At 69.2% G+C, this 26,059-nt stretch carries 26 protein-coding genes and 1 tRNA gene; 17 read left to right on the top strand and 10 right to left on the bottom strand.

Translation table 11 applies throughout. From position 1 onward, the window contains the following. Window positions 1-90: 90 nt before the first annotated feature. The 4 genes from ACWZEH_RS18840 to ACWZEH_RS18825 form a co-directional block, all read right to left on the bottom strand. Window positions 91-921: an MBL fold metallo-hydrolase gene (locus ACWZEH_RS18840; RefSeq protein ID WP_456192338.1), complete on the bottom strand. Its 831-nt coding sequence runs from the start codon at window positions 919-921 to the stop codon at window positions 91-93. Then, complete coding sequence (locus ACWZEH_RS18835; RefSeq protein ID WP_456192337.1) at window positions 918-1,865, bottom strand: NUDIX hydrolase; 948 nt, start codon at window positions 1,863-1,865, stop codon at window positions 918-920. The genes ACWZEH_RS18840 and ACWZEH_RS18835 overlap by 4 nt, the downstream gene beginning before the upstream one ends. Before the next feature lie 105 nt (window positions 1,866-1,970). Beyond that, window positions 1,971-2,441: a RidA family protein gene (locus tag ACWZEH_RS18830; protein ID WP_456192336.1), complete on the bottom strand. Its 471-nt coding sequence runs from the start codon at window positions 2,439-2,441 to the stop codon at window positions 1,971-1,973. Then, complete coding sequence (locus ACWZEH_RS18825; RefSeq protein ID WP_019355547.1) at window positions 2,438-2,599, bottom strand: Sp36 family protein; 162 nt, start codon at window positions 2,597-2,599, stop codon at window positions 2,438-2,440. The genes ACWZEH_RS18830 and ACWZEH_RS18825 overlap by 4 nt, the downstream gene beginning before the upstream one ends. An 81-nt stretch (window positions 2,600-2,680) precedes the next feature. Between ACWZEH_RS18825 and bagA the strand changes: the two genes are divergently transcribed. Together bagA and bagB are read left to right on the top strand one after the other, a co-directional pair. After that, window positions 2,681-3,658 carry an ATPase BagA gene (bagA, locus tag ACWZEH_RS18820; protein ID WP_456192335.1) on the top strand — a complete coding sequence of 326 codons (978 nt, stop codon included), beginning with the start codon at window positions 2,681-2,683 and terminating at the stop codon, window positions 3,656-3,658. A gap of 94 nt (window positions 3,659-3,752) precedes the next feature. Beyond that, entirely contained in the window at window positions 3,753-5,225 is a 1,473-nt protein-coding gene (gene bagB / locus ACWZEH_RS18815) for an ATPase BagB (protein WP_456192334.1), read from the top strand. Window positions 5,226-5,463: 238 nt separating this feature from the next. Here the strand turns inward: bagB and ACWZEH_RS18810 are convergent, their stop codons facing one another. Next, complete coding sequence (locus ACWZEH_RS18810; RefSeq protein WP_456199682.1) at window positions 5,464-5,799, bottom strand: WhiB family transcriptional regulator; 336 nt, start codon at window positions 5,797-5,799, stop codon at window positions 5,464-5,466. Between the two features lie 418 nt (window positions 5,800-6,217). Here ACWZEH_RS18810 and ACWZEH_RS18805 point away from each other — a divergent pair, with 418 nt between their 5' ends. Next, window positions 6,218-8,515 carry a transglycosylase domain-containing protein gene (locus ACWZEH_RS18805; protein WP_456192333.1) on the top strand — a complete coding sequence of 766 codons (2,298 nt, stop codon included), beginning with the start codon at window positions 6,218-6,220 and terminating at the stop codon, window positions 8,513-8,515. Between the two features lie 89 nt (window positions 8,516-8,604). Here ACWZEH_RS18805 and ACWZEH_RS18800 read toward each other — a convergent pair whose 3' ends face one another. Continuing rightward, window positions 8,605-9,072, bottom strand: coding sequence for a GatB/YqeY domain-containing protein (locus tag ACWZEH_RS18800; RefSeq protein WP_456192332.1), 468 nt, complete (start codon window positions 9,070-9,072; stop codon window positions 8,605-8,607). 199 nt (window positions 9,073-9,271) lie between these two features. Between ACWZEH_RS18800 and ACWZEH_RS18795 the strand changes: the two genes are divergently transcribed. The 13 genes from ACWZEH_RS18795 (at window position 9,272) to ACWZEH_RS18730 (ending at window position 20,386) form a co-directional block, all read left to right on the top strand. Next, window positions 9,272-10,198 (top strand): metallophosphoesterase, encoded by a 927-nt coding sequence (locus tag ACWZEH_RS18795; protein WP_456192331.1) that lies wholly within the window; start codon window positions 9,272-9,274, stop codon window positions 10,196-10,198. Window positions 10,199-10,345: 147 nt separating this feature from the next. Beyond that, on the top strand, window positions 10,346-11,149 hold the full coding sequence (locus ACWZEH_RS18790; protein ID WP_456192330.1) for a Pr6Pr family membrane protein: 804 nt from the start codon (window positions 10,346-10,348) through the stop codon (window positions 11,147-11,149). Window positions 11,150-11,182: 33 nt separating this feature from the next. Next, window positions 11,183-11,256, top strand: a tRNA-Pro gene (locus ACWZEH_RS18785). A gap of 409 nt (window positions 11,257-11,665) precedes the next feature. Further along, complete coding sequence (locus tag ACWZEH_RS18780; RefSeq protein WP_456192329.1) at window positions 11,666-12,238, top strand: transposase; 573 nt, start codon at window positions 11,666-11,668, stop codon at window positions 12,236-12,238. A 68-nt stretch (window positions 12,239-12,306) separates the two neighbouring features. After that, a complete protein-coding gene (locus ACWZEH_RS18775) occupies window positions 12,307-13,272 on the top strand; it encodes a transposase (RefSeq protein ID WP_456199680.1) in 966 nt (321 codons plus the stop codon). 624 nt (window positions 13,273-13,896) lie between these two features. Beyond that, entirely contained in the window at window positions 13,897-14,511 is a 615-nt protein-coding gene (locus ACWZEH_RS18765) for a hypothetical protein (protein ID WP_456192327.1), read from the top strand. A gap of 53 nt (window positions 14,512-14,564) precedes the next feature. Continuing rightward, window positions 14,565-15,587: a hypothetical protein gene (locus ACWZEH_RS18760; protein ID WP_456192326.1), complete on the top strand. Its 1,023-nt coding sequence runs from the start codon at window positions 14,565-14,567 to the stop codon at window positions 15,585-15,587. Between the two features lie 57 nt (window positions 15,588-15,644). Further along, the gene (locus tag ACWZEH_RS18755) at window positions 15,645-15,950 is read left to right on the top strand and encodes a hypothetical protein (RefSeq protein WP_248510718.1); all 306 of its coding nucleotides are present in this window, start codon (window positions 15,645-15,647) and stop codon (window positions 15,948-15,950) included. A gap of 2 nt (window positions 15,951-15,952) precedes the next feature. Further along, complete coding sequence (locus ACWZEH_RS18750; RefSeq protein WP_456192325.1) at window positions 15,953-17,290, top strand: WXG100 family type VII secretion target; 1,338 nt, start codon at window positions 15,953-15,955, stop codon at window positions 17,288-17,290. Next, on the top strand, window positions 17,290-18,021 hold the full coding sequence (locus tag ACWZEH_RS18745) for a hypothetical protein (RefSeq protein ID WP_456192324.1): 732 nt from the start codon (window positions 17,290-17,292) through the stop codon (window positions 18,019-18,021). The genes ACWZEH_RS18750 and ACWZEH_RS18745 overlap by 1 nt, the downstream gene beginning before the upstream one ends. Beyond that, window positions 18,018-18,926: a hypothetical protein gene (locus ACWZEH_RS18740; protein ID WP_456192323.1), complete on the top strand. Its 909-nt coding sequence runs from the start codon at window positions 18,018-18,020 to the stop codon at window positions 18,924-18,926. Before ACWZEH_RS18745 ends, ACWZEH_RS18740 begins: the two co-directional genes overlap by 4 nt. Before the next feature lie 59 nt (window positions 18,927-18,985). Beyond that, the gene (locus ACWZEH_RS18735; protein ID WP_456192322.1) at window positions 18,986-19,351 is read left to right on the top strand and encodes a hypothetical protein; all 366 of its coding nucleotides are present in this window, start codon (window positions 18,986-18,988) and stop codon (window positions 19,349-19,351) included. A 195-nt stretch (window positions 19,352-19,546) separates the two neighbouring features. Next, window positions 19,547-20,386, top strand: a complete 840-nt coding sequence (locus ACWZEH_RS18730; RefSeq protein ID WP_456192207.1) for an IS5 family transposase — start codon at window positions 19,547-19,549, stop codon at window positions 20,384-20,386. A gap of 227 nt (window positions 20,387-20,613) precedes the next feature. Here ACWZEH_RS18730 and ACWZEH_RS18725 read toward each other — a convergent pair whose 3' ends face one another. Continuing rightward, entirely contained in the window at window positions 20,614-20,859 is a 246-nt protein-coding gene (locus tag ACWZEH_RS18725) for a helix-turn-helix domain-containing protein (protein WP_456192321.1), read from the bottom strand. 131 nt (window positions 20,860-20,990) lie between these two features. Next, on the bottom strand, window positions 20,991-21,878 hold the full coding sequence (locus ACWZEH_RS18720; RefSeq protein ID WP_456192320.1) for a septum formation family protein: 888 nt from the start codon (window positions 21,876-21,878) through the stop codon (window positions 20,991-20,993). 863 nt (window positions 21,879-22,741) lie between these two features. Here ACWZEH_RS18720 and ACWZEH_RS18715 point away from each other — a divergent pair. Next, window positions 22,742-23,905 (top strand): serine hydrolase domain-containing protein, encoded by a 1,164-nt coding sequence (locus tag ACWZEH_RS18715; RefSeq protein ID WP_456199678.1) that lies wholly within the window; start codon window positions 22,742-22,744, stop codon window positions 23,903-23,905. A gap of 480 nt (window positions 23,906-24,385) precedes the next feature. Here the strand turns inward: ACWZEH_RS18715 and ACWZEH_RS18710 are convergent, their stop codons facing one another. Continuing rightward, entirely contained in the window at window positions 24,386-25,312 is a 927-nt protein-coding gene (locus ACWZEH_RS18710; protein ID WP_456192319.1) for a class I SAM-dependent methyltransferase, read from the bottom strand. A gap of 109 nt (window positions 25,313-25,421) precedes the next feature. Continuing rightward, window positions 25,422-26,033 carry a helix-turn-helix domain-containing protein gene (locus tag ACWZEH_RS18705; protein WP_456192318.1) on the bottom strand — a complete coding sequence of 204 codons (612 nt, stop codon included), beginning with the start codon at window positions 26,031-26,033 and terminating at the stop codon, window positions 25,422-25,424. Window positions 26,034-26,059: the final 26 nt, after the last annotated feature.

The following is a 26,059-nucleotide window of genomic DNA, read 5'->3' as shown; positions in this document are numbered from 1 at the left end:
CTCGTACTGGACGTACTCGGGGTTTCGGCCGGTGCGGCGAGAGTGCGTGCCGGGCGCCGTGGGTGCTGTGCGGGACCTTCGAAACACCCCCTAGATGAGCCCGTGCTCCCGCAGGTACTCCAGCTGCGCGCGGACCGACAGCTCCGCGGCCGGCCACAGGGAGCGGTCCACGTCGGCGTAGACGTGGGCGACGACCTCGGTCGGGCTGCGGTGGCCGTTCTCCACGGCCGTCTCCACCTGGGCCAGGCGGTGCGCGCGGTGCGCCAGGTAGTACTCGACGGCTCCCTGGGCGTCCTCCAGTACGGGGCCGTGGCCCGGCAGGACCGTGTGGACGCCGTCGTCGACCGTGAGCGAGCGCAGCCGGCGCAGCGTGTCCAGATAGTCGCCGAGGCGGCCGTCGGGGTGGGCCACGAGGGTCGTGCCGCGCCCCAGGACCGTGTCACCGGTGAGGACGGCCCCGTCGGCCGGCAGGTGGAAGGCGAGCGAGTCGGCGGTGTGGCCGGGGGCGGGGACGATCCGCAGTTCCAGGCCGTCCACGGCGACCACGTCCCCGCCGGACAGTCCCTCGTCCCCCAGGCGCAGCTCCGGGTCCAGTGCCCGTACGTTCGTACCGGTCAGCTCGGCGAAGCGGGCGGCGCCCTCGGAATGGTCCGGGTGACCGTGCGTCAGCAGGGTGAGGGCGACGCGCTTGCCGGCCCGCTCGGCGGTGTCGACGACGTTGCGCAGATGCCCCTCGTCCAGCGGACCCGGGTCGATCACGACCGCCCGCGCGGAGCCGGGTTCCGACAGGATCCAGGTGTTGGTGCCGTCCAGGGTCATCGCCGAGGCGTTCGGCGCCAGGACGTTGACCGCCCGCGCGGTGGCGGGCCCGGAGAGGGCCCCTCCGCGCGGTTGGCCGGGAAGGGCTGCCGCGTCCGTCATGCGGGTGCTCCACCGTTCGGGATGTGCTGGGCGGGCCGGGCATGCCGCGGGACGCGCCGGGTGAACTCGTCGTGCCCCGGCCAGGACAGCACGACCTCGCCCTCCTCCAGCCGCGCGGTGGCCAGCACCGGCGTGAGGTCACGGGCGGATGCCGCCTCGAGCGCCTGTGCCGCCGTCCTGTACGCCTTCAGCTGGCGCAGGGTCGCGATGGTCGGCGGCATCATCAGCAGCTCGCCCCGGTCGTACGCGGCGGCCGCCTCGTCCGGGGAGATCCACACCGTACGGTCGGCCTCCGTGGAGGCGTTCCGGGTGCGCTGTCCCTCGGGGAGGGCGGCGACGAAGAACCAGGTGTCGTAGCGGCGTGGCTCGAACTCCGGGGTGATCCACCGCGTCCACCCGCCGAGCAGGTCCGAGCGCAGGACCAGTCCCCGGCGGCCGAGGAACTCCGCGAAGGACGTCTCCCGCGCGACGAGCGCCGCGCGGTCCGCCTCCCAGTCCGGGCCCGTGGTGTCACCGACCACGGAGTCGGGCGTCGGGCCCGCGAGCAGCACGCCGGCTTCCTCGTACGTCTCGCGCACCGCGGCGCAGACGATCGCCTGGGCCGCCGTTTCGCCGACGCCGAGTCTGTCCGCCCACCACGCGCGCGTGGGGCCCGCCCAGCGGACGTGGAGATCGTCGTCGCGCGGGTCGACCCCACCGCCGGGATAGGCGTACGCGCCCCCGGCGAAGGCCATGGAGGTGCGTCGGCGCAGCATGTGGACGACGTAGCCGTCGCCGGTGTCCTTCAGGAGCATGACGGTGGCCGCGCGCTTCGGTGCGGCCGGGACGAGGGTCCCGTCCGCGAGCGCGCGGATACGCTCCGGCCATTCCGGCGGATACCACTGCCCGCCGGTCCGACCACCCGACCGGCCCCCGGCCTGCCCATCAGCCCGCGCATTCGCCATGGCCGGAGGCTATCCCGCGACGGGCCGATGTTCGAGGGGCGACGGGGGAGCGGGGGAGAAGCACCCGCCCGCCCCCGCCGGTCCGTCCCGGTCGGTCCGCCTTCGTCAGTCCGTCCCGGTCAGTTCCACCTGGATCTCGACCTCCACGGGCGCGTCCAGCGGCAGTACCGCGACGCCCACCGCGCTGCGGGCATGGACGCCCTTGTCGCCGAGGACGTCGACCAGCAGCTCGCTCGCGCCGTTGAGGACGCCCGGCTGGCCCGTGAAGTCCGCGGCCGAGGCCACGAACCCGGTGACCTTCACCACGCGCGCGACGCGGTCCAGGTCGCCGGCGACGGACTTCACGGCGGCGAGGGCGTTCAGCGCGCAGGTGCGCGCCAGCTCCTTCGCCTCCTCCGCCGTGACCTCGGCACCGACCTTGCCGGTCAGCGAGAGCGCGCCCTCCACCATGGGAAGCTGGCCGGCGGTGTGGACGTACCGGCCGGACAGCACGGCCGGACGGTACGCGGCCAGCGGCGCGGCGACCTCGGGCAGGCTCAGCCCGAGCTCGGCCAGCTTCGCCTCGACCGCGCTCACGCCTGCTTCTCCCGCTTCAGGTAGGCCACCAGCTGCTCGGGGTTGTTCGGGCCGGGAACGACCTGTACGAGCTCCCAGCCGTCCTCGCCCCAGGTGTCCAGGATCTGCTTCGTGGCGTGGACCAGCAGCGGAACCGTCGAGTACTCCCATTTCGTCATGCGGCGACTCTAGCGGCTGCATTCCGGGGAGATCCCACCCGGAGCCGCCGGTACGCGCGGGGAGGAATTAGGCTCAAAGGCGTGAGCAGGCTTCAGGTCGTCAGTGGCAAGGGCGGAACCGGCAAGACCACGGTGGCCGCGGCCCTCGCGCTGGCTCTGGCCACGGAGGGGAAGCGGACGCTTCTCGTCGAGGTCGAGGGCCGCCAGGGCATCGCACAGATCTTCGAGACGGAGGCGTTGCCGTACGAGGAACGGAAGATCGCCGTCGCTCCCGGGGGCGGGGAGGTGCACGCCCTCGCCATCGACGCGGAGCGGGCCCTTCTGGACTACCTCCAGATGTTCTACAAGCTGGGCGGCGCCGGACGGGCCCTGAAGAAGCTCGGCGCGATCGACTTCGCGACCACCATCGCGCCGGGTGTGCGGGACGTCCTGCTGACCGGCAAGGCGTGCGAAGCGGTACGGCGCAAGGACAGGCGCGGACGGTTCGTCTACGACTACGTCGTGATGGACGCCCCGCCGACCGGGCGCATCACCCGCTTCCTCAACGTCAACGACGAGGTCGCGGGACTCGCCAGGATCGGCCCGATACACAATCAGGCACAGGCCGTGATGCGGGTGCTGAAATCGCCGGAGACGGCGGTGCACCTGGTCACGCTGCTGGAGGAGATGCCGGTCCAGGAGACCGTGGACGGCATCGCCGAGCTGCGGGCGGCCCGGCTGCCGGTGGGACGGGTCATCGTCAACATGGTGCGTCCGGAGATGCTGGACGCGGCCGATCTGGAACTCGTGGGGACGGTCACGCGTTCTTCTGTCGCGCGGTCGTTGTCCGTGGCCGGTCTCGGCGGCGCGCGGCGCGGCGGGCACGCCGAGCGGCTGGTGGACCCTCTGCTCGCGCAGGCGGAGGAGTACGCCGAGCGGTACGCGCTGGAGGCCGAGCAGCGCGCCGCGCTGGCCGAGGTGGAGCTGCCCCGGCACGAGCTGCCGCTGCTCGCGGAGGGCATGGACCTGGCGGGCCTGTACGAGCTGGCCAAGGAACTCCGCGCCCAGGGTGTGTCATGACCGGCAGGAACCCGCCCGCCGAAGCCGCGCCCCGTACGGGCGTGCCCGTCACCGACCGGCAACCGAACCGGAAGCATCGGAAGCAGGGAATGTCATGAGTCGTCGTCCGGAACCGGCGCAGGCGCACGACCCGGCCCACTCGGGCGGCCCGGCCCGCCACCACCTCTCCTCCGTACCCACGCTCGACATCGACCCGCTGATCGAGGACCGCGGCACCCGGATCGTGGTGTGCTGCGGTTCGGGCGGGGTGGGCAAGACGACCACCGCGGCGGCGCTGGGCCTGCGCGCGGCCGAGCGGGGGCGCAAGGTGGTCGTCCTGACCATCGACCCGGCCCGCAGGCTGGCCCAGTCCATGGGCATCGACTCGCTCGACAACATCCCCCGCCGGGTGAAGGGCATCGACGACTCCGCGGGCGGCGAACTGCACGCGATGATGCTCGACATGAAGCGCACGTTCGACGAGATCGTCGAGGCGCACTCGGACCCCGAGCGGGCCTCCGCGATTCTGGGCAACCCCTTCTACCAGTCGCTCTCGGCGGGCTTCGCGGGCACGCAGGAGTACATGGCGATGGAGAAGCTGGGGCAGTTGCGGGCCCGTGACGAGTGGGACCTCATCGTCGTCGACACCCCGCCGTCCCGGTCCGCGCTCGACTTCCTGGACGCGCCGAAGCGGCTCGGTTCCTTCCTCGACGGCAAGCTCATCCGCGTACTGCTGACCCCGGCGAAGGTCGGCGGCCGGGCGGGGATGAAGTTCCTGAACGTCGGGATGTCCATGATGACCGGCGTCCTGGGGAAGGTGCTCGGGGGCCAACTGCTGGGCGACGTGCAGACGTTCGTGGCGGCGATGGACTCCATGTTCGGCGGGTTCCGTACCCGCGCGGACGCCACGTTCAAGCTGCTCCAGGCGCCCGGGACCGCGTTCCTGGTGGTCGCGGCCCCGGAGCGGGACGCGCTGCGCGAGGCCGCGTACTTCGTGGAACGGCTGGCCGCCGAGGACATGCCGCTGGCCGGCCTGGTCCTCAACCGGGTGCACGGCAGCGGCGCCGACCGGCTGTCGGCCGAGCGGGCACTCGCCGCCGCAGAAAATCTTGAGGACTCCCGCATTGTGGATCAGGAGGACGGGAACGCTGGACTTCGTAACTCACCCGACACATACGAGAGTTCGGCCGATCCCGCTACGGAGGTTCCCACTCCGGAGGCACCCGGGGCCCCTGACGCATCCAAGACACCCACAACCGTCCCTCCCGGCACCCCGGCACAGGACGACGTCCCCGACGAAGGCTCCCCCGCCACCGTGGACGACACCGGCGCCGACAGGGCGGACGAGGCGGACGTGGGGCGGTCCGTCGACCAGCTCACCGTGGGCCTGTTGAGGCTGCACGCCGAGCGGATGCAGCTGCTCTCACGCGAGCAGCGCACACGGGACCGCTTCACCGCGCTCCACCCCGAGGTGGCGGTGACGGAAGTGGCCGCGCTGCCCGGCGACGTGCACGACCTCGCGGGGCTGCGGGACATCGGCGACCGGCTCGCGGCCGACCGGCCGGAGCTGCCCTCCGCGAGCACCTGACGCACGTCGGCACGCCCTGACGGCGGCGCCGTGCCCTGTCACCGGGTCAGCCGGAACGACACCGGCGCGCCAACACACCCTGAGGCGCGCCGACATCCCCTGAGGGACAGGGTCGGTCCCGACGGATCCGTCGTGACGCGCGGCAGAGCACCGCCAGCCCACCGGGCACGCCCGCCCGGAGTCCTGCCGCCGTCCGCCCACGCAGAGGCCGAGAACCTCCGAGAACCCCCGAGAACCCTCAGCCCACCGCCACGAGGTTCGCGTACACCTCGTCGTCGAGGGGGACGACCCCCGTCCCCTGCTCGTACTCCGTGCGCGCGGTCTCCAGCAGCCGGCGCCAGGACGTCACCGTGGGCCGCCGGCGCAGCAGTGCGCGGCGTTCACGTTCCGTCATCCCTCCCCATACGCCGAACTCGACGCGGTTGTCGAGCGCGTCGGCCAGGCACTCCGTGCGTACCGGACATCCGGTGCACACCGCCTTGGCCCTGTTCTGCGCTGCTCCTTGAACGAACAGTTCATCCGGATCAGTAGTGCGGCAGGCAGCCTGCGCACTCCAGTCGGTAACCCAGCCCATACCGGCGCCGTCCTCTCCCGAATCGAGGCTCCCCCACGGCGGCAGCGGCATATTCACCGCCGCCAGTTGAGGACGTTACGGAAGGTGGGCACAGCGCAACACCCCCAGCGGGCCCAATCTTGAATGGCCCGAACGGACTATGGGTAAGCGGCAGATCACCCGGGGGAGTGAGCTGGCGACATGCGCGACAATCCCGGCGTTTCGGGTCGTTTCACTTGCGCCACAACGGACACCGTGTGACACGGAAGGTGGTTCCGGACACGCGCCCAACACGCCCCGACAAAAAAGTCGGAGGGATCCGGAACGATTCGGGGTCGCCGGACGTATTGATTACGTGACCTCACTGCTGTGACAGTTGTGAGCAGCTTAGGCCAAGGCCTGTACGCCTGTCCGGCGAATGAGAACGTAGGCTGCTCCCATGCCAAAGAAGCGCTCGGGCGGTGGTCTGTCGCCAACGCAGCAGGCCGCCAAGTTCCTCGGTGTCAGTGTCCTGTCGGGAGCCGTACTGGCCGGTATCGCGATCCCCGCCGTGGGCGCGCTGGGCCTCGCCGCCAAGGGGTCGGTGGAGAGCTTCGACGAGCTCCCCACCAATCTCAAGAGGCCCCCGCTGAGCCAGCGCACCACCATCCTCGACGCGGAGGGCGGCAAGATCGCGACCGTCTACTCGCGCGACCGCACGGTGGTCGGCCTCAAGGACATCTCGCCGCACCTGCAGAAGGCGATCGTCGCGATCGAGGACTCGCGCTTCTACGAGCACGGCGCGGTCGACCTCAAGGGCGTACTGCGCGCACTCAACCGCAACGCGCAGACCGGCGGCGTCTCCGAGGGCGCGTCCACCCTGACGCAGCAGTACGTGAAGAACGTCTTCGTGGAGGAGGCGGGCGACGACCCGACGAAGGTCGCGCAGGCCACCCAGCAGACCATCGGCCGCAAGATCCGCGAGCTGAAGTTCGCGATCCAGGTCGAGGAGGAGCTGGGCAAGAAGAAGATCCTCGAGAACTACCTGAACATCACGTACTTCGGCCAGCAGGCCTACGGCGTGGAGGCCGCCGCCCAGCGCTACTTCTCCAAGCCCGCCAAGGACCTCAGCCTCCAGGAGTCGGCCCTCATCGCCGGCCTCGTCCAGTCGCCGAGCCGGTACGACCCGGTCAACGACGAGGCGGAGGCCACCAAGCGGCGCAACGTGGTCCTGGCACGGATGGCCGAGGTGGGTGACATCTCCCGGGAGGAGGCCGCCGAGGCGTCAAAGGCCCCGCTCGGACTGAAGGTCAGCAGGCCGAAGAACGGCTGCATCACCGCGGTCGACGACGCGGCCTTCTTCTGTGACTACGTGCGCGAGGTGTTCCTCAGCGACCCGGTCTTCGGGAAGGAGAAGGAGGACCGGGCCAAGGTCTGGAACCAGGGCGGCCTGACCATCCGTACGACGCTCGCCCCGCAGGCGCAGAAGTCGGTGCGGGAGTCACTGAAGACGCACGTCTACAAGTCGGACAAGGTCGCCGCGGCGACCACCCTGGTCGAGCCCGGCAGCGGCAAGATCCTCGCGATGGGGCAGTCCAAGCCGTTCGGCTACGGCAAGGACGAGACCGAGTACAACTACTCGGTCGACGCCGCCATGGGCGGTTCCAACTTCGGGTTCCCGACCGGCTCGACGTTCAAGCCGTTCGTGGCCGCGGCGGCGCTGGAGCAGGGCCGCCCGGCGACGCAGACGTACCCCGCGCCCTACGAGATGCCGTACCCGGACCGGGTCCAGACGTGCAGCGGCGACCCCTGGGTCAACAGCAGCAACGAAAAACTCGAGAACGAGACGGAGTCCGAGGTCGGGCCGTACGACCTGAAGGAGGCGATGGCCCTGTCGGTCAACACCTTCTTCGTGGAGATGCTCGCCGACATCGGGATGTGCCCGGTGGTGAAGATGACCGACGCCCTGGGCGTGGTCCAGGGCAACGGCGACAAGGTTCCCGAGGTGCCGTCGTCGATGACGCTCGGTTCGACCGGCCTCTCGCCGCTGACCATGGCGAGCGCCTACGCGGCATTCGCCAACCGGGGCGTGCACTGCACGCCGATCGCGATCGAGTCGATCACCCAGAAGATCAACGGAAAGCAGCAGTCGCTCGAGGTCCCGAAGTCCACGTGCAAGCGTGCGCTGTCCGAGGAGACCGCGGACACCATCAACACCCTGCTGCAGGGCGTGGTCGACTCCGGTACGGGGCGTGAGGCCGGCCTGACCGACCGCCAGAACGCGGGCAAGACAGGCACGACGGACGAGCGGCGGAACGCCTGGTTCGTCGGCTACACGCCGAACCTGTCGGGCGCCGTCTGGGTCGGCAGCCCCCAGCAGGACGTCAAGATGCAGAACATCACGATCGGCGGGGTCCCCCACGCGCTCGTCTTCGGTGGCGCGGTCCCCGGTCCGATCTGGAAGGACGCCATGACCGGCGCCCTGTCGGGCAAGGAAGCGCCCAGCTTCAACCTCGTCAACATCCCGGACCGCGAGAACGAGGACGAGAACCGGGACCGGGGCAACGGGAACGACGGCAACGGCGACAGCGGCGACAGCGACCGCAACAACAACGCCGGCGGGATCATCGGCGGCCTCTTCGGCGGCGGCAACGGCGGCGGGACCGGTACCAACGGCGGAGCGGAACCGCTCCCGACCATCTCCATCCCGGAGAACTTCATCCAGGGCCCCGGCAACGGGCCCGGCGGACGACGCTGACGGCACACCGGCGGCACGGGCGACACAGACGAAGGGCCCCTCTTCCCCGCGCCGGCTCGGGAGGGAGGGGCCCTTCGCTGTCCACCGGTTCAGCTGCCGGCGAGGGACTTCTTCACCGCGGCGGCCACGCGGCCGCCCTCCGCCTGCCCGGCCACCTTCGGGTTGACGATCTTCATGACCGCGCCCATGGCCCGCGGGCCCTGCGCACCGGAGGCCTTCGCCTCCTCGACGGCCTGGGCGACGATCGCGTTCAGCTCGTCGTCGGACAGCTGCTGGGGCAGGTAGCGCGCGAGCAGCTCGCCCTCCGCCTTCTCCCGCTCGGCCTGCTCGGGACGCCCGCCCTGCGCGAAGGCGTCCGCCGCCTCACGACGCTTCTTCGCCTCGCGGGTGATCACCTTGAGGACCTCGTCGTCGGAGAGCTCGCGCTTCTCCGTCCCCGCGACCTCCTCCTTGGTGATCGCGGTGAGCGTCAGCCGGAGCGTCGAGGAGCTGAGCTCGTCGCGCTCTCTGATCGCAACGTTGAGGTCGTCGTGCAGCTTCGACTTGAGCGTGGTCATGCCTTGATTGTCGCAGGAACGGAGGGAGGGACGCCCACGCATTTACGGCGTGCTCCCGAATCCCGGTGTCACAGGGCCCGTTCGGGCGGACGGCCACCAGCCCGCACCGGTCCCCGCCGGCCCGTACCCGCGCCGGGGCCGGCCGCCCGGAAGGTGACCGCCGGACATCCGCACCTCCCGGATCTGACACGATGGGCGTATGCGCGCGCGATACGGAATCCCCCTGGGAATCACGGCGGCCGGCGCCGCCGGACTGGTCTACGCGGCGGGCTTCGAGGCCCGCTCCTTCCGGCTGCGGCGGGTGACGGTCCCGGTCCTGCCCGCCGGAATGCGCCCCCTGCGCGTGCTGCAGGTCTCCGACATCCACATGGTGAGCGGCCAGCGCAAGAAGCAGCGCTGGCTGCACTCGCTGGCGGGTCTGCGTCCGGACTTCGTGATCAACACGGGCGACAACCTGTCCGACCCGGAGGGCGTTCCGGAGGTGCTGGACGCGCTGGGTCCGCTGATGGACTTCCCCGGTGCGTACGTCTTCGGCTCCAACGACTACTACGGCCCGAGGCTGCGCAACCCCGCCCGCTACCTGATCGAGAGGGCCCAGGGCCGGCACGGTCTGAACGGTAACCCCCCGGTCGCCGACGTGGTCCACAACCCGTGGGAGGACCTGCGGGACGGCTTCGACGGCGCGGGCTGGCGGAACCTGACGAACACCAGGGACACCCTGAAGATCGAGGGCGTCACGATCGAGCTGACCGGCCTGGACGACCCGCACATCAAGCGGGACCGCTACACGGAGGTGGCGGGCGGCCCGTCGGGCACGGCAGACTTCTCGATGGGCGTCGTCCACGCGCCCTACCTGCGCGTCCTGGACTCCTTCACGGCCGACGGCTACCCCCTGGTCCTGGCCGGCCACACCCACGGCGGCCAGCTCTGCATCCCGTTCTACGGTGCCCTGGTCACCAACTGCGACCTGGACACCGACCGCGTGAAGGGCCTGTCCTCGCACACGTCCGAGGGCCGGACGTCGTACCTCCACGTCTCCGCGGGCTGCGGCACCAGCCGCTACACCCCGTTCCGCATCGCCTGCCCTCCGGAGGCGACGCTGATGACGCTGGTGGGTCGGGAGTAGCCCGGGAGCGGGACGGCCCGGATACGGGGAGGGCCCGGGTGGTGAGGGGACGGCCCGGACACGGGACGACGGGCCGCCCGGCGACGAGGTCCCCCGTCCGGCCCACCCACATCGCCCCGACCAGGTCGTTCACCCACTCTGGGGTTCATGACCGCCCCGATACCCAGGGACATCCCTGACCTCCCCGTCATCCCGGGGAGACGAACGAACCTCATGCCGTCCTCCGCCCCCGCGGGAGCCGTGGCACCACCCGTACGCCGCCCCCTGACAGCGGCGTACCGCCTGCTCCTGGCGCTGGCAGCGATCGCGGCGGTGACCGTGGAACTCCTGCTCGGCAGCCCGGCGCGCGTCCTGAGCCACTTCGCGATCCAGAGCACGCTCCTGCTGGCCGTGGTCATGCTCGCCTCGGCCCGCCGGGCCTGGACGGCCCACCGCCCCCTGCCGGGCGCCCTGGCCGGAGCGACGCTGCTGTACGTGGTCGCGGCAGCCCTGGTCCACCACGTACTCCTGGCGGACGCGACACCGGCGTTCACGATGACGGAGCCGACGACGACGGCGCCCCTGACCGGAACAGCCGCCACACTGGCCACCCTCGCGCCGCCCGCCCTGCACACGCTGCTCCCCGTCGCGGCGGTACTGGACTGGCTGCTCCTTTCCCCACCGGCCCGCACGCACCTCGCCCACGCCGCCGCATGGCTCCTGTACCCGGCGGCGTACCTGGCCTTCACCCTGCCCCTCGGCGCCCTCCTGCCCGGCACCCCGGCCCACCACCTCTACCCCTTCCAGGACACCGCCCGGCACGACTACCAGCACATCCTGAGCGTCTCCCTCCTCCTGCTCCTCGTCCTCTACGGCCTGGCCCTCGTCCTCATCACCGTGGACCGCACCCGCCCGGACCCCGTCCGCCTCGGCGCCAAAACCGGATTTCGTCTCCGGCCACCGGTGGGCTAAAGTGAACGTCGTCGCCGCGAGAGCAGCGACAATCGGGGTGTGGCGCAGCTTGGCAGCGCGCTTCGTTCGGGACGAAGAGGTCGTGGGTTCAAATCCCGCCACCCCGACAGTGAAGTACCAGGTCAGGGGCCTGATCCGCATCGCGGGTCGGGCCCCTGGCTGGTTCAGGGGGCCATCCTGGGAGCCAAGCTCGGCATCCGACTCCCAGGAGGAGGTGGACCGAGGAAGCCGTCTCCGCAAGCGGGTAGCCAGCGCCACGGCGGTGAAGCAATCGGCGCTGGCCTTGGTTCTGCGAACCCCTGGCTGTCAGTGCTCGTCCTTAGCTTGACTCTGTCGGGGATCTTGAGGATCCCCGGCGGGGCAGCATGATCAACGGGCATGCTCGGCTCTGTTCAAGGACCGATGCAGTTGTCGAGGTGCCCGTTGTCGCTCCGCCCGCGTTCTGGTGAGCAAGTTCCTTCTCTGACCGTGCAGATGGCTCGGGCGAGCAACCCGGGCGGGACGACGGCGATGTGGGTGAGAGATCACCTGGGCGGGCTGTGGCGGGACGAGGACTTCGCCGACTGGTACCCGCGTGACGGTCGCCCGGGGCTTTCGCCCGCCCAGCTGGCCACCGTCTGTGTGCTGCAGTTCCTGCTCAATCTGTCGGACCGGCAGGCGGCCGAGGCGGTTCGCTGCCGCATCGATTTCAAGTACGCGCTGGCCATGGAGCTGGACGATCCCGGCTTCCACCACAGCGTGCTGGCCGACTTCCGCGACCGCCTCACCGAGGGCGGCCGAGCCGACCGTCTCCTCGACCTCGCGCTCGCGCGCCTGAAGGAGGCCGGTCTCGTCCGCGAGCGCACCACCCAGCGCACGGACTCCACCCACGTCCTGGCCGCGGTGCGCGACCTGACCCGGCTGGAACTGTGGTCACCGAGGCCGTCCGCGCCGCGCTGGAAGAGCTGGCCGGCACGGCTTCGCACCTGCTGGCCGGCCTGGTCGACGAGGAGTGGGGGCGCCGCTACGGCCGCCCGGTCCGTCTGGGCAAGAACCCCACCCGCCCCAAGACCAGGATCCTCGCCACCGGCAACGACGCCGTCCGGCTGATCGAGCACCTCGGGCAGCACGGGCCGGAACGCCTGTCCGGGCCCCGCGTCCAGGCCCTGCGGCAGATCATGGTGCAGAACTACTACCACGACGGGGCCGGCCGCCTGCGCTGGCGCACCACCGAGGAAGGCGGGCTGCCGCCCTCGGCCGTCGCAGTCGTCTCGCCCTACGACCCGACCGCCCGCTACGCACGTCGCGGACACGTCACCCGCTGGAAAGGGTTCGTCGCGCATCTCACCGAGACCTGTGACCCTGACGGCGTCAACGTGATCACGGATGTGGCCACCACCGACGCCACCGGCTACGACGCGAAGGCGCTGCCCGGCATCCACACCCGGCTCAAGCGCCGCGGTCTGCTGCCTGCCGAGCACCTGGTCGACGGCGGCTACACCTCCCTGGTCCATCTGGAACAGGCGGCCCGCGAACACCAGGTCACGGTCACCGGGCCACTGCCGGTCAACACCACCCGCCAGAACCGCAGGAACAACGGTTTCGGCCGCGACGACTTCCACATCGACTTCGACCGCCGTCAGGTCACCTGCCCGCAGGGCGAGACCAGCGCGGGATGGCACGGCCCTTATCCGACCTCCTCACCCACCGCGGCGCCTCTGATCATTGCGCGGTTCACCAAGAGCCAGTGCCGTCCCTGCCCGGTCCGCAGTCGCTGCACGACCACCGCCGACGGCGCCCGGAGCGTGGGCTTTCCCCCGCGCGAACTCCGTGACCTGCAACTCCGCGTGCGCGCCGAACAGCAGACGTCCGAATGGCAGGCCCGCTACGCGGTCCGCTCCGGAGTGGAAGGCACCATCAACGAGCTCGCCCACGGACACGGCATGCGCCACTGCCGCTACCGGGGACAGCACAAAGCCCACTTACAGCACGTGTTCACAGCTATCGCCACGAACATCGAGCGCCTCAGCCGACAGCCGCCGGCCGGACAAGCACCCCCGTCCCGGCCGCCGACCGCCTTCCAGAACTACCTGGACCAGCACGGGATCCCCCGGCCGAGGTCTTGGCGGTCCGCCCGAGACTGAGCAGACCACCAAGATCCCCGACAGAGTCAAGCTTAGGCTGGTACGTGCTGTACCGCGCGTCCCCTAGGAGAGCTCGTGGACCACCTGTACAAAGACTCGGCAACCTCAAGAAGGGCTCCAGGGTCATCGTCGCCGTGCGCAACAAGGCCAACGTGCACGTGATGACCCGCAGCGCGTACAGCAGTTACAAGTCGGGAAAGAGGTACCGGGCCCTCGGTGGCAGCGCCACTCGCTCTCGCTCTCCCCTCTAGGTCACCATCCCCAATAGCGGGCACTGGATCGTCGCCGTCGACCCCGGTGGTTGCCCTGGCCGCATCAGCGCTTCTGTCCAGGTGGAGCCCCCTCCCGCGGTTTCCTCCCGCCGGCCCGGGGGTCGCAGCGCAACCCGGCACGGTCCGTCGCCGCGACTTCCCCTGCTGAACAACCGAGGGCGCATAGGTGCGTATGCGCGGATTCCGTCTTGTGGTGGTCTATCTCATCTGTCCCAAGGCTTAACAGACCCCGCTCTGGTGTCACCAAGCGGTCACGGATAGCGTTGATTCGCTTCACCTCCCCCCCCCCACCTCAACGGAGTTCACAGTGAATTGCCCTGCCCGGCTGGTGACGGCCGCGCTCACCGCATCCGTGGCCCTGCTGCTGACGGCCTGTAATTCGGGAGGGGGTGACGACTCGGACTCCGACAAGATCGAGGGCGCGGATCAAGGGGGCGGGAAGGCTTCGGCTGCGGCCAGTGCGTCCGCTTCGGCTTCGCCGGGTGGTACCGGGCGGCCGGAGATCAAACTGCCGGACTCGTTCCAGATGAACTTCGAGGGCTGGACGAACAGCGACCCGAAGTTGCAGGCGATCATGGACGACGGCAAGGAAGCGCTGCGGGCTGACCACGCGGCGATCATCGAAGCCGACCCTGATGCCAGTTACGTGGCCTTCTACAACTCGGGCGTTGCCCTGGAGTCCTCCCAGAAGTGGATCAAGGGCTATGTGAAAACTGACGACAGCCTGATCGGCAAAGTAAGAGTCTTCGACTCCCAGGTTCGCCTGAACAGCCAGGGGTTGGGTGTGCTCTTCTACTGCGTGGATGAAGGCGATGCGTCCACCAAGAACCGTAAGACGAACAAGGTCGTGGGTACCCCCACCGACGTGAGTCCGTACCTTCAGTACCGCACGACGCTGGAGAAGACCTCCGAGGGCGTGTGGAAGACCCGTTCAGTGGAGACCGAGCGGGGAGCGTGCGGGCAGTGAAGGGGACAAGTAAGGGCGGCCCTTTCCTGGTCGCGGTGGCGTTAGTTGCCCTGATGACCTCCGCCACGGGCGCGTACGGCTATGGCGAGGGCGACGACGCTGCTCCCACCCAGCCACCGCAGGGCCCCTCAGGCGGGTCCTCCGGCAACATGCTCACTGCGAAAGCCGACGCCACCAACATCAAGGTCACACAGGTCAGCGGCGGCAAGGCGGGCAGCTCCCCCAAGGGACTCGCCCCGGTGGACCCCAGCTGGACGCCCCCACCTTGCTGGTACGAGCCGGTGGCGACGCCTCAGCAGCTGAAGAACGGCGTGGAGCAGCTCAAGAAGGGCGGGGAGCTCGTGCGCGTCACTCCCTCGCTCAGCTGGGGCGAGGATCTGATGGTGAACCGCTACGAGAAAGGCGACCAGCAGAGCGACGGCGAAGAGGGCTACGAGAACTTCAACCTCGGCAAGGACGGCATGTTCTGGCGCGGGGTCATCAACAAGAACATGGCGAACGACATCGATGCGTACGACTGCGAGCGCACGTTGTTCTGGCAGAACGCCGGCACCATCCCCGATGACGAGCGCGCTCCCACCCCGGACGTCCTCGCCGCCTATGCCTACGACAAGATCCACATCCCCGATACCGAGATCGAGCTGAAGCCTGAAGGCAAGTCCACGGTGAACCTGCCCACGTGGGTGTGGCTGGACTGGGCGACCTTCAAGGACGTCAAGGTGCGCGCCGAACTGCCCAACACCGGTGTGTGGGCGGAGACCACCGCGAAGCCGGTCACCCTGCACCTGGAGCCCGGAACCGACGACGCCCAGACCTACCCGGCCTCCGGCGACTGCGAGATCAACGACGACGGCTCGATCGACACGGCGTACACCAAGGGCGACGCCGGCAAGACGCCACCGTGTGGCCTCACCTACCTGCGCGCGAGCAGCGGAGAGCCGTTCCAGCTGACGGCGTCTGTCACCTGGGCAATCTCCTGGGAAGGCTCCGGCGGCGCGGCGGGCGATCTGCCGAACGGCACCTTCGAGACCACCCAGGACATGAACGTCCAGGAGATCCAGTCCATCAACCGCTGATCGCCAGCCTTCCAGCGGCGGTCGGCGAGGACACCAACGGAACAGGAGCGGGGGACCGTGAGCGACCTGTCGATCGACTACGAAGTACTGAACCGGGTGAGGCACAACCTCGACCACATAGCCCACTTGATGAAGAAGCCCGGCCAGGAGATGGAGCGCGTCAGCGGCGACTCCATGGGCGTGCCCGAACTCGCCAGGCGCATGGATGACTTCGGCGACGAGTGGTCGTACGGCATCAAGCAGCTGACCAAGTTTTCCGGGAACGCGTCGAAGGCGCTGCTCAAGATCAAGGAATCCTTCGAGAAGCTGGACGACGACCTTGCCCAGGCGCACAAGAACCAGGGCAAAGGGGGTGGGAAGTAGCTATGACTGAAGCGAAGTTGGAAGACTTCCCGGCCCTGGGTTTCGCGCCCTGCCCCGGTGACCACACGGTGGCGGACGATGTGGCCAAGACGGTCCGCAGGACGGCGAAGGCACTAGTCGAAATCTGCCAGGTACTGCACGGCACCGGTGCCGGCGACTGGAAGGGAAAGGCGGCAAAAGCCTTCCGGGAGAAGTTCGACGACGAGTTCCGCCCACGCATGGACGACGCCCGAGACTCGTTCCGGGACGCCGCCACCGCCCTGGAGGACTGGGCGGAGTACATGGCGCGCAAGCAGACAGCCGCCGTGAAGCTGGAGACCCAAGCGGCCGAGGTCAACGAGCGGCTGGCCAAGTCGTACGGGAAGGTCGGCAAGCTCAACGATGCCGACGATGACAAGAAGGAAGACCAGGAACACAAGGACAAGGTCCAGGCGGCCAACCGGGCGGTGAACTCCCAGGAAATCGAACTGGAGGAACTCCGCCGCAAGGGCCGCACAATGAAGAAGAACTACCAGGAATACGGCAAGGAGATAGCCGATCGTCTGAACAAAGCCATGGACATCGCCCCGAACGAGCCCGGCATGTGGGACAAGCTCGGGGACGCCATCACGGACCTCGGCGAGGCCCTGGGCGATCTGCCGGGTCAGGTGGGTGAGTTGCTCTCCGACATCGGAGACTGGATCAAGAAGCACTCGGACTGGATCACCGTCGCAGCCTCTGTGCTTGGCGTCATTGCCATCTTCTGCCCAGTACTGGCTCCGCTAGCCATCGGGCTGAGTGCGGTGGCGTTCTTGGCACACGCGGCGAAATATGGCGTGAGCGGGCTCTTCCCGCCCTCTGGTGAGAACGCTGGCAACTGGCTCACGCTGGGCGGCGACCTGCTCGGCATGGTGCCCGGCGTCGGTGCGGCGAAGACAGGCATCGTGGCCGGTGTCAAAGCGGGACGGGGAGCCGGTGGGCTGGCCAATGGCGCCAAGGTCGGTATCAAAACGGCCGGAAAGGTGGCGAAGAACGAGATGAAGGGGGCCGACCTGGTCGCAAACGTGATCGACAAGCCAGTGATGGCTGCCGCCACCAAGCTGGGTGTCTCCCGCGGTACCGCTCTGACTGCCACAGAGGTCACCCAGGCTGTCGTCCAGACCGCCTGGACGGCGCCGACCGCGGTCAATGCCTATCAGACGAGCGCCGGTCGGGCCGACGCCGCCAACTGGGGCACCGGCGTCGGTAACATCGCCACGGGCACCCCGGGCGGCGGAGGAGGCAAAGTTGCCGCCGTCACCGGCGGTGTCGTCGCCGTTGGCAGTGCCATCGGTCTGGGTGCGTGGGAGCTGACGGACTGATGGCCTCTACCGACGCACCGACCACGATCGAGCCTTCCAGTGCCGCCGTCTCTCCCACCGACGCACCAGACTTGTGGTTCGAACTACCGCCGGGCTTCATGGAGTTCGACCTCGGCGAGGATCCCGAGACGAGCATCCTGCGGATGGCGGACGCGGCGGACGCGCTCTTCGCCACCGCGACGCAGGAGCAGAAGTTCAGACTTGTGGTGTCGAGCCAGTACATCCTCCAGATGATGATTGCTGCGGGCGCTGAGCACGTCTCCAGCTGCCTGCTGCGTATGCCGGGGGACGAGCTGTCCCAGGGCACCCTCTGCGTGATCATCGAGAGGCCGGAGACCGGCCCGCAGAGCCAGGACAGGCAGGGGGCAGCGAAACGCACAGCCTCCCAGTGGCGGAGCATGTTCCCGGATGCCGATATCGGGTTGGTCATGCTGCCGTACGGCATCTCTGCCCTGTGCATACGGGATCAGGAACTGCAGATCCCTGGCGATCTCTTCGGCCTGGCCGACCCCATCCCCACCAGGGTCCGACAGGCCCAGTTTTGTGTGCCGCTCAAGACCGGCCCAGGATCGGCTCTCTTCGTCTTCACGACGGAGGACAACAAGCACTGGTCCGAATACCTCGATGTGCTCAGCGGCATCATGAAGTCGGTCTCAACTAAGGAACCGCACAGGGGACAGGGCCCAGTGGTCGACGGCTCGGCTGCCGCGGAAACGGAGAAGCCAGCATGATCAGCGTTGCACAAGCAGAGGATGACGCGCGAAAGAGGCGTACGCGGTTCCCCATCCTGCTGGCGGTCGGCATCGGCTGCTACGTGCTCGCCGTGATCGCGGGAATGTCCCTGCTGGTGGACGATGTCGGGTTTGTCGTCCTGGTTCTCCTATGGATCGCGCACGGTGTGTTGCTCAGCGTGCTGATTCATAGGCTTGGAGCCAAAGAGCCGAGTGTGTATGCGGCGCTGTTCATCGTGCTCCTGTCGGCGATCTGCGCGCCTGTCACCGACATGGCGCGCGACAACCTCTCCCTTCAGCAGCGCGGCGAGAGGGTCACAGCCACGGTGGCGAAGGAACGGACCACTCCCGCTAAGGGACGCGAGGGCCCCCACACCCGCTACACCCTGGAGAGACAGGACGGCACTCGGGTCCGAGGACCGGAGATGGACATGACGTCGGACCCCTACGACGTCGGCCAAGTGCTGACGGTGATCGAGGATCCCGAGGGCGAGTTCGCCCCCGAAGCTCTGGGCGACGTGGACGCCACCGGTGAGCTGATCGGCGCAGGAGCGCTCGCCCTTGCCGCACTCATCACCATCGGTTTGACGACATGGTGGGGATCGGAGGCTGCATGGAGACGGGAGGCACGCAAGGGTCCGGGCGTCACACGGAAGGTGTACAAGACTGTCACCCACAACCACACCACGCAGGCCGAGCAGGAGGAGAAGCTGCGTGACGCCCTGCGCACGTACCCTGCTGACCGTCGCGGCTACATCAAGGTGCGCCCCGAGGACTACCCCGACGTGTCGCAGCGCCGGGCCGCCCGTATCGCCTGGGAGGCGGGCCTGCGCGCGGAGGCTGTGGGCAACCGGGGCTCGTGGCGCTTCGGGGAGACGGTGAACGAGGAAGTTCCGCACGACTGACCGCTCGGTCTCCCGATCCCCGGTCTGCGGGTCCGTTTCACGCTCGTCGCACTGGCCACGTGATCGCCACGATCATTGGACTCGCCTGGAAAGCCGGCGGCGAGGCAGAACGCAGCCTGGCAGGAAGGGGGGACCGCGCGTTGAGGGATGCAGAGATCCTGGTCCAATTTGATGGCCGGGGCCGTGCCGAGTTCCTGCTCGGTGGTTTCGAGGCCATGATCTCCGACAAGATCGCGGCGTTCGCGTCCGAACTCGGCTATGAACTCCACGAGATGGACTTCGTCACCAGAGGCCAGTACCGATTGATCTATTTTCGCGACGACTCACCCGATGTCCGCCAGAGGGCCCAGGGCACGCTGGACAGACTACGCGCGGGCGGCGCCCTCTTCCTGCCTCAGAGGGCGTTTATGCAGGTTAAGCCCTAAATGCGGCTCTCGCCCCTGCCCTGCTTTGGGGGCCTTCATCCCGTAGGTGGCGAATGGCGGTCTCCAGGGCGGATGCTCAGCCATCCGTCTCGTTCGCTTCCATGCCTGGAAGTCCGTCTGGTTTGAAGTTGCCGTGGAATCGCCCAATGAACAGCGGAATCGAACATTCCGCCTCGCTCATGATCACGCTACGTCGTGAGCGAGCGCAAGCCGTACCCCAGCGACCTGTCCGACGCCCGATGGGCCCTGATCGAGCCGACGTTGACGGCCTGGAGAAAGGCCCGGCTCGACCGCAGGCCAACCGGGCAGCCGGCCAAAGTCGATTTACGCGACGTCTTCAACGCGATCCTCTACGTGAACCGCACGGGAATCCCCTGGAAATACCTTCCACATGACTTCCCGAACCACGGCACCGTCTATGCCTACTACGCGGCCTGGCGCGACGAAGGAATCTTCGCCCGGCTCAATTACGACCTGACCGGACTGGCCCGCGTGAAGGAAGGGCGCAAGCCTGAACCGACCGCCTCCGTGATCGACACCCAGAGCGTGAAGACTTCCACCAACGTGCCCGTGACCAGCCAGGGAACGGACGCCGCGAAGAAGATCGTCGGTCGGAAGCGCGGCATCCTCACCGACACGATCGGCCTCATCCTCGCCGTTACCGTCACCGCCGCCAGCCTGTCGGAGAACGCCCTGGGAATCCGTCTCCTCGACCAGGCGAAGGAGACGTACCCGACCCTCTCCAAGAGCTGGGTCGACACCGGCTTCAAGAACGCTGTCGTCGAGCACGGCGCCCGCCTCGGAATCGATGTCGAAGTCGTCAACAGGAACCCGGAGACCCGCGGCTTTCAGATCGTAAAAAGGCGCTGGGTGGTCGAGCGGAGTATCGGTTGGCTCATGATGCACCGCCGCCTCGCCCGCGACTACGAGACCCTCACCACCAGCTCCGAGGCCATGATCCACATCGCCTCGATCGGCAACCTCACCAGGCGCATAACGGACGAGACGACACCCACCTGGCGAGGAACGTACTAGGACGTAAACGGCAAGTTGCCCACTTCAAACGCCCTCTGAGGACCATGCCCGCCAGGCCGCCGTACGCGAGCCAGTCCGTCACCGCGTCCTTGGCCGTGCAGTTGGTGGGGGCGATGACGAGACCTTCCTCGTGGTCCCGCACCACCTCCTCGACCTCGTTCCCGGCCTCTGCCGTTGCCGTTCCTCGTCCCGGTGCAGGCCGCCGTCACCATGGCTCCGACGCCTGGTCACCAGGCCGCACGCTCCGCCTGTTCCGCCTGTTCCGTCTGTTCCGCGATGAAGTCGCCCGGGGCGGAGGCCGGGATACGCCGGCGTCGGCCGATGGTGACCGAGGGCAGCCGTCGCGTACGGATCAGGTCGTACACCGTCCACCGGCCGGGCCTCGGGCGAGGGTCTGCCGAACAAGTGGTGCGACCGGAGTGGTGGGAGCCAGTGACGGGCTGCCGACAGTCGGCCGTCGAAGGTGATGCCAAAGGCGTTCAGGGCGGTCTTCCGGCGCATGGGCCGGCGGGCCTGGCCCATGCGGCCGGCGGCAGGACCGGACAGGCCCCGGGAAGCGGGGCCTGGTCCTTGACGGACACGGCCCCGCCAACCCGACGGAGCGTCAGCCCGCCCAGACCTCGGCCTCGTCGGCCGGGACGGTGGTGGCCAGGCCCAGTTCCTTGCGGGCGGCGACCGACTTGTTCGGGTCGATGTCGGTGAACGCCGGGTCGTAGGCGATGTAGAACGCGTCGGCGTCGGCGGCGTTCGCGGCCTTCTTCCAGTTCCCGGCCGCCTTCGTCAGCGTCGCGCGGAGCTTGCCGACCTCGGTGCCCTCGATGCCTTCCAGGCCCTTGACGTGTACCCCGAGGGCGGCCTCGACTGCCTTGGCCTGCGCCTTGTAACCGGCCAGGTCGTCCTCGACGGTGTCCTTCTCGGGCTGGTTCGCCCACAGGGCCTCGTAGACCGCGTTCGAACCCTCGAGGTACGTGCTCTGTTCGGGCTCGAGGGACTTGGCGGTGTCCAGCGAGCCGCTGAACGCGCCCTTCTCCGCGGTGTAGGTGCAGCTCACCGCGCGGTCACCCGTCGCCCAGCTCTCCCTGGTCGGGGTGTAGGAGGAGAGGAAGACACCCTTGGGGAGTGCCCAGGTGTCCGGGGCGTACTTCTGCGCCTCGACCGGACAGCGGGTGTCCGCGATCGTCGTGACCCCGTCGTCACCGGGGTACTCCTTGCCCTGGTCGATCGCGAACTCGCCGACGACCTGGCCCTCGTGCGCCTCGTCGCAGGGCACGACCTCGACGGCGTACGCCGCCCCCTCGGCCTTGCCGTTCGGGTTGTAGCAGTCGCCGATGTCCAGCGAGAACACCGAGCGCTGGCGAGCCACCTTCTTCGCGCCGTCCTTGGTGCTGTCGACGGCGTCGGAGACGTCCGAGCATCCCACCGCGCCGATCGCGAGCAGGGCGGCAACGGCGGATATGCCGCGAAGGGAACGATACGGGGCACGGATTGTCATGACGTGTACATCCTCTTATGTGATCTTCATGAGGGTCGCGCGCATCGTATGCCGTTCCTGTGGACCGGTTGTGCGAAGGCCCTCGCCTCATCGCGGTGTCTCTGACTCGCGACGGGCCGCGAGGGTTGCATCCGGGCTGCTCGCAGGCGGGAGGGCGGGAGAGCCCTGTGACACTCCCGTGGAGCCGGGCGCTGTTGAGCGTGGAGGAACGCCCGCAAGGGCGGGCGTACCGCGAGGTACGGATTCGCCACGAACCGGGCACACGGCTTGTCGGCCGGATGCCCGCGGATTCGGAGCGTGCATCTGTACGTATTGGACGCGTCCTGGTGAGGAGTTCAGTTCACCGTGGTGACCCACGCGGAGCCGGAGGAGTCGCCGTTCAACGTGGTCGTGCGTAGTCGGGGCATCACGGTCCGGGTGAACTCGGGAGACGACGCCGAGGTCTTCGACAAGCACGGCGATCCGGTTTTCCGTGGCCATCAGCGGCCGGCCGAGAGTGGTTCCTGCAGTCGGGGCCACGGTATGGACGTGCCTTCGGCGGGGGCGCTCGGGCTCCGGGTGGAGGGGGCGCCGCTCGCGAGTGCCGGCCGTCAGTGGCGAGTTCGGCGGAAATACAGCAACCCCGGTAACCGCTCCCCTCCGGCGGCGTCCCGGCGACCCGGTTCGCCGAGCGTTCAAGAGGCAACCGTGGCTGACGGAGCACGGACGTCCGGGGGTGTCACGCACCTCCGCCTCAGAGGGCCGGTCCGGATGAAGAAGGACGGAAACCGGCCGATCACCTTGGCCGGGGCAACCCCGGCGGCCCTGTCCGCGGTCCCTTCCTGCGACCACACCCAAGGGACAGGGGAGGCACGGGCGTGCGGATGTGGATGCGGACGACGGCGGTGGCGGTGGGGGCGGCAGCCCTCTCGGTGGTTCTGGCGGCCCCCGCCGTGGCGGCGCCCCCGGGACCGGGAGCCGGAACGGGGAACGCCACCGACACCGGCGGCCATCTGGCGACCCGCCAGGCGATGCGGGCCGCGGTCGCCGCCGGTGTGCCCGGGGTGACGGCGGCGGCGACAGACCGGCGGGGCACCTGGTCGGCGACCGCCGGGGTGGGCGACCTCCGCACGGGACAGAAGCGCTCCCCGCACGACCACTACCGGGTCGGCAGCATCACCAAGACCTTCGTGGCGACGGTGCTGCTGCAACTGGAGGCGGAGGGCAGGCTGTCCCTGGACGACACCGTCGACACCTGGCTGCCCGGTCTGGTGACCGGCAACGGCCACGACGGCACCCGGATCACCCTGAGGCAGTTGCTGAACCACACCAGCGGCATCTTCGACTACACGGCGGACGAGGACTACCGCCACGCGTACTCCACGAAGGAGGGCTTCTTCGAGCACCGCTACAACACCCTGGCCCCGGGGGAACTGGTGCGGATCGCCCTGGCCCACGAGCCGGTCTTCGAGCCCGGCGCCTCCTGGAGGTACTCCAACACCAACTACGTCCTGGTCGGCCTGGTGATCGAGAAGGCCACCGGCCGGCCTTACGGCGAGGAGATCCGCCGGCGCGTCATCGAGCCCCTGCACCTGACCGCCACCTCGGTTCCCGGCACCCGTGTCTCCCTGCCCCGGCCCAGCAGCCGCACCTACTCCAAGCTGGCGCCCACCGCGACGGGTCCCACCTATGACGTCACGCGTCTCAACCCGTCCCGCGCCTTCTCGGCGGGCGAGATGATCTCCGACTCCAAGGACCTGAACCGCTTCTACCGTGCCCTGCTGACGGGCCGGCTGCTCCCCCAGGAGCAGCTGGACGAGATGACCACCACGGTGTCCACGGGCTCCGGCCGAGGCTACGGCCTCGGCCTGATGAAGGTGACGCTGAGCTGCGGCATGAGCGTCTGGGGCCACAGCGGCGGCATCTCCGGCTCCGGGACCGGCGCCGGCACGACGAAGGACGGCCGGCACTCCCTGGCGTTCAACTTCAACGGTGACTGGGCGGGGGACGGCAACGCGGTCATGGAGGCGGAGTTCTGCGGCGACTGAGGCCCGTGCCCGGTTCCCCGCGCACACGCGGAGGGACCGCCACGGCCACGGCTCCCGGCGGTCCCTCCGTTCCCCTCCCCGGTGCTGCAGTGGTGCTGCAGTGGTGCTGCTCCACCGGGTCCGGTTCCCGTATGGCTACGGCAGAGGAAATGCAGCGGGGGGTGACGGCCTCCCGGTGTCCGGATCCCCTCCTGAGCGGGGGTTCACCGGTCCTCGCGCCGGCCAATGGATGACGTTGAGGGCCGTACCGCCGGGTCCACCGTGCTGATCGGCCTGTTCGGCTTCGTCGCGGTGGGCCTCAAGCTGCCGGAGGGCCCCGGTCGCTGAGCGAGTCCCGCACGGGCACGCCGGCCCGCGTCGCCGTCCCGCTCGCCCTGCCCGGAACCGTGACCGCGCGGTCCTGCGCTTCGCCGAGCAGCAGCAGGCTGGTGCGGGTCCGGTCCGGCAGGTCGCCCGAACTCGTCGGCGGTGGGCGGTGGTTCAGTTCGTGCGGCGGGCGGCCCAGACGGTGCGTTCGGTGCGTACGGTGAGGTCGGTGCGGTGCAGGATGCTGTGGGGGCCGGTGGTGTCGAGGAGCTGGTCGAGAGCGGCGAGGTCCTCGGGCGAGAGCGCTTCGGCTGCGGCGCCGCGGACGCGTTGCAGGGTGGCCAGGGCGTAGCGGCCGATCGCCTCGGCGCGGGAGCCCTCGATGTTCACCGCGAGGGTGCGTTCGCCCTCGAGGGTGAACCCGGCTGCGGTGAGCATCGGTCCCCAGTCGGCGCCCCGGTGGGGCATGTGTTCGGCGTGGAAGCGGTCGGTCGCGGCGTGGCAGCGGTTTTCCAGGCCGAGCCGGTTCTCGGGTGCGCTTTCGGGCAGGAAGCGGGGGTGGCCGGCCAGCTCGACGACGGCGAACAGACCGCCGGGGGCGAGCACGTCGTGGACGGTGCGCAGGGCGTGGCCGGGGTCTGCCATGTGGTGCATCGAGGCGGAGGCCCATACGAGACCGGGCGTGCCGAGGTGGGGCCAGTCGGCGGCGTCGAGGTCGGCCTGCACGGTGCGCACGCGCTCCCGCACTCCCTCGGCGCGCGCCTTCTCCCGCAGGCGGTGAAGGTGTTCGGCCGAGGAGTCGACGGCGGTGACGTGGGCCTCGGGGAAGCGGTCGAGGAGGGCGAAGGTGCCGGTACCCGTCCCGCAGCCCAGGTCCACGATCTCGCGTGGGGCCGCCTCGACGGGCAGCCATGAGGTGATGGCGGCGGTGTGCTCGGCGAGGACTTCCGCGTCCAGGTCGAGGATCTCTGCCTGACTGCCGAGGTCGGAGCCGTGGTGGCTGTGGTCGCCGTGGTGGCTGTGGTCACCGTGGTGGCTGTGGTGGCTGTGGTGGCTGTGGGACGCGCCGTGGTGAGGGGTGTGCGGGTGTGTGTGGGTCATGTCCCCACGCTAGGACGACCATGCGCGTACGGCACGATCACTTTCGTCACACGCAAGGAGGTGGCCGCCCGGGGTGCCGGACGCGCAAGACGTCCGTCGCGGCGCGGGGTCACGTGCGGGAGCCGCCCGCGTCTCGGTCGCCACCGGCGTCCTTGCCGACGATGTCGCGCTGGTGGCCGCGGCGGGCGTCGCGGTCGAAGATGCCCAGGATCTCGCACGGGCCGCCCTCGGCGCCGATGTCGTGCGGCAGCATGGTGGGGAACTCCGCGGCCTGGTTGGTCTCGACGCGGAAGCGGCGGTGGCCCAGCATCAGGATCGCGGTGCCGGAGAGGACGACGAGCCATTCGCGGCCGGGGTGGGCGCGCATGCGCGAGGGGTTGTCCGGGGGCGGCTCGGTGATGCGCTGACGCATGACGGTCATGCCGGGGTCGGCCTTCACGGGCCAGCGCATCAGGCCGTGGGCGCCGTCGATCATCGGGCTGGTGACGACATCGTCGGAGGCGGTCTCCACCAGCTGGTCCAGGGACGTGTCCAGGGCGCGGGCGAGGATGACCAGCTGGTCCAGCGCGAGACGACGCCGACCGTTCTCGATGCGGGAGAGCGTGGACTGGCTGACATTGGCGCGGGTGGCCAGTTCCTCCAGGGACCAGCCCTGGGCCACGCGCAGGGCCCGGATCCGTTTGCGTACCAGGCTGTCCAGCTCGTCATCATTTTGCGTCATGGGCAACATCGTATGCCCTGAACGCA

This window comes from Streptomyces yamdrokensis (genome assembly GCF_053890455.1).
This window is presented reverse-complemented; position numbering and strand designations above follow the sequence as displayed.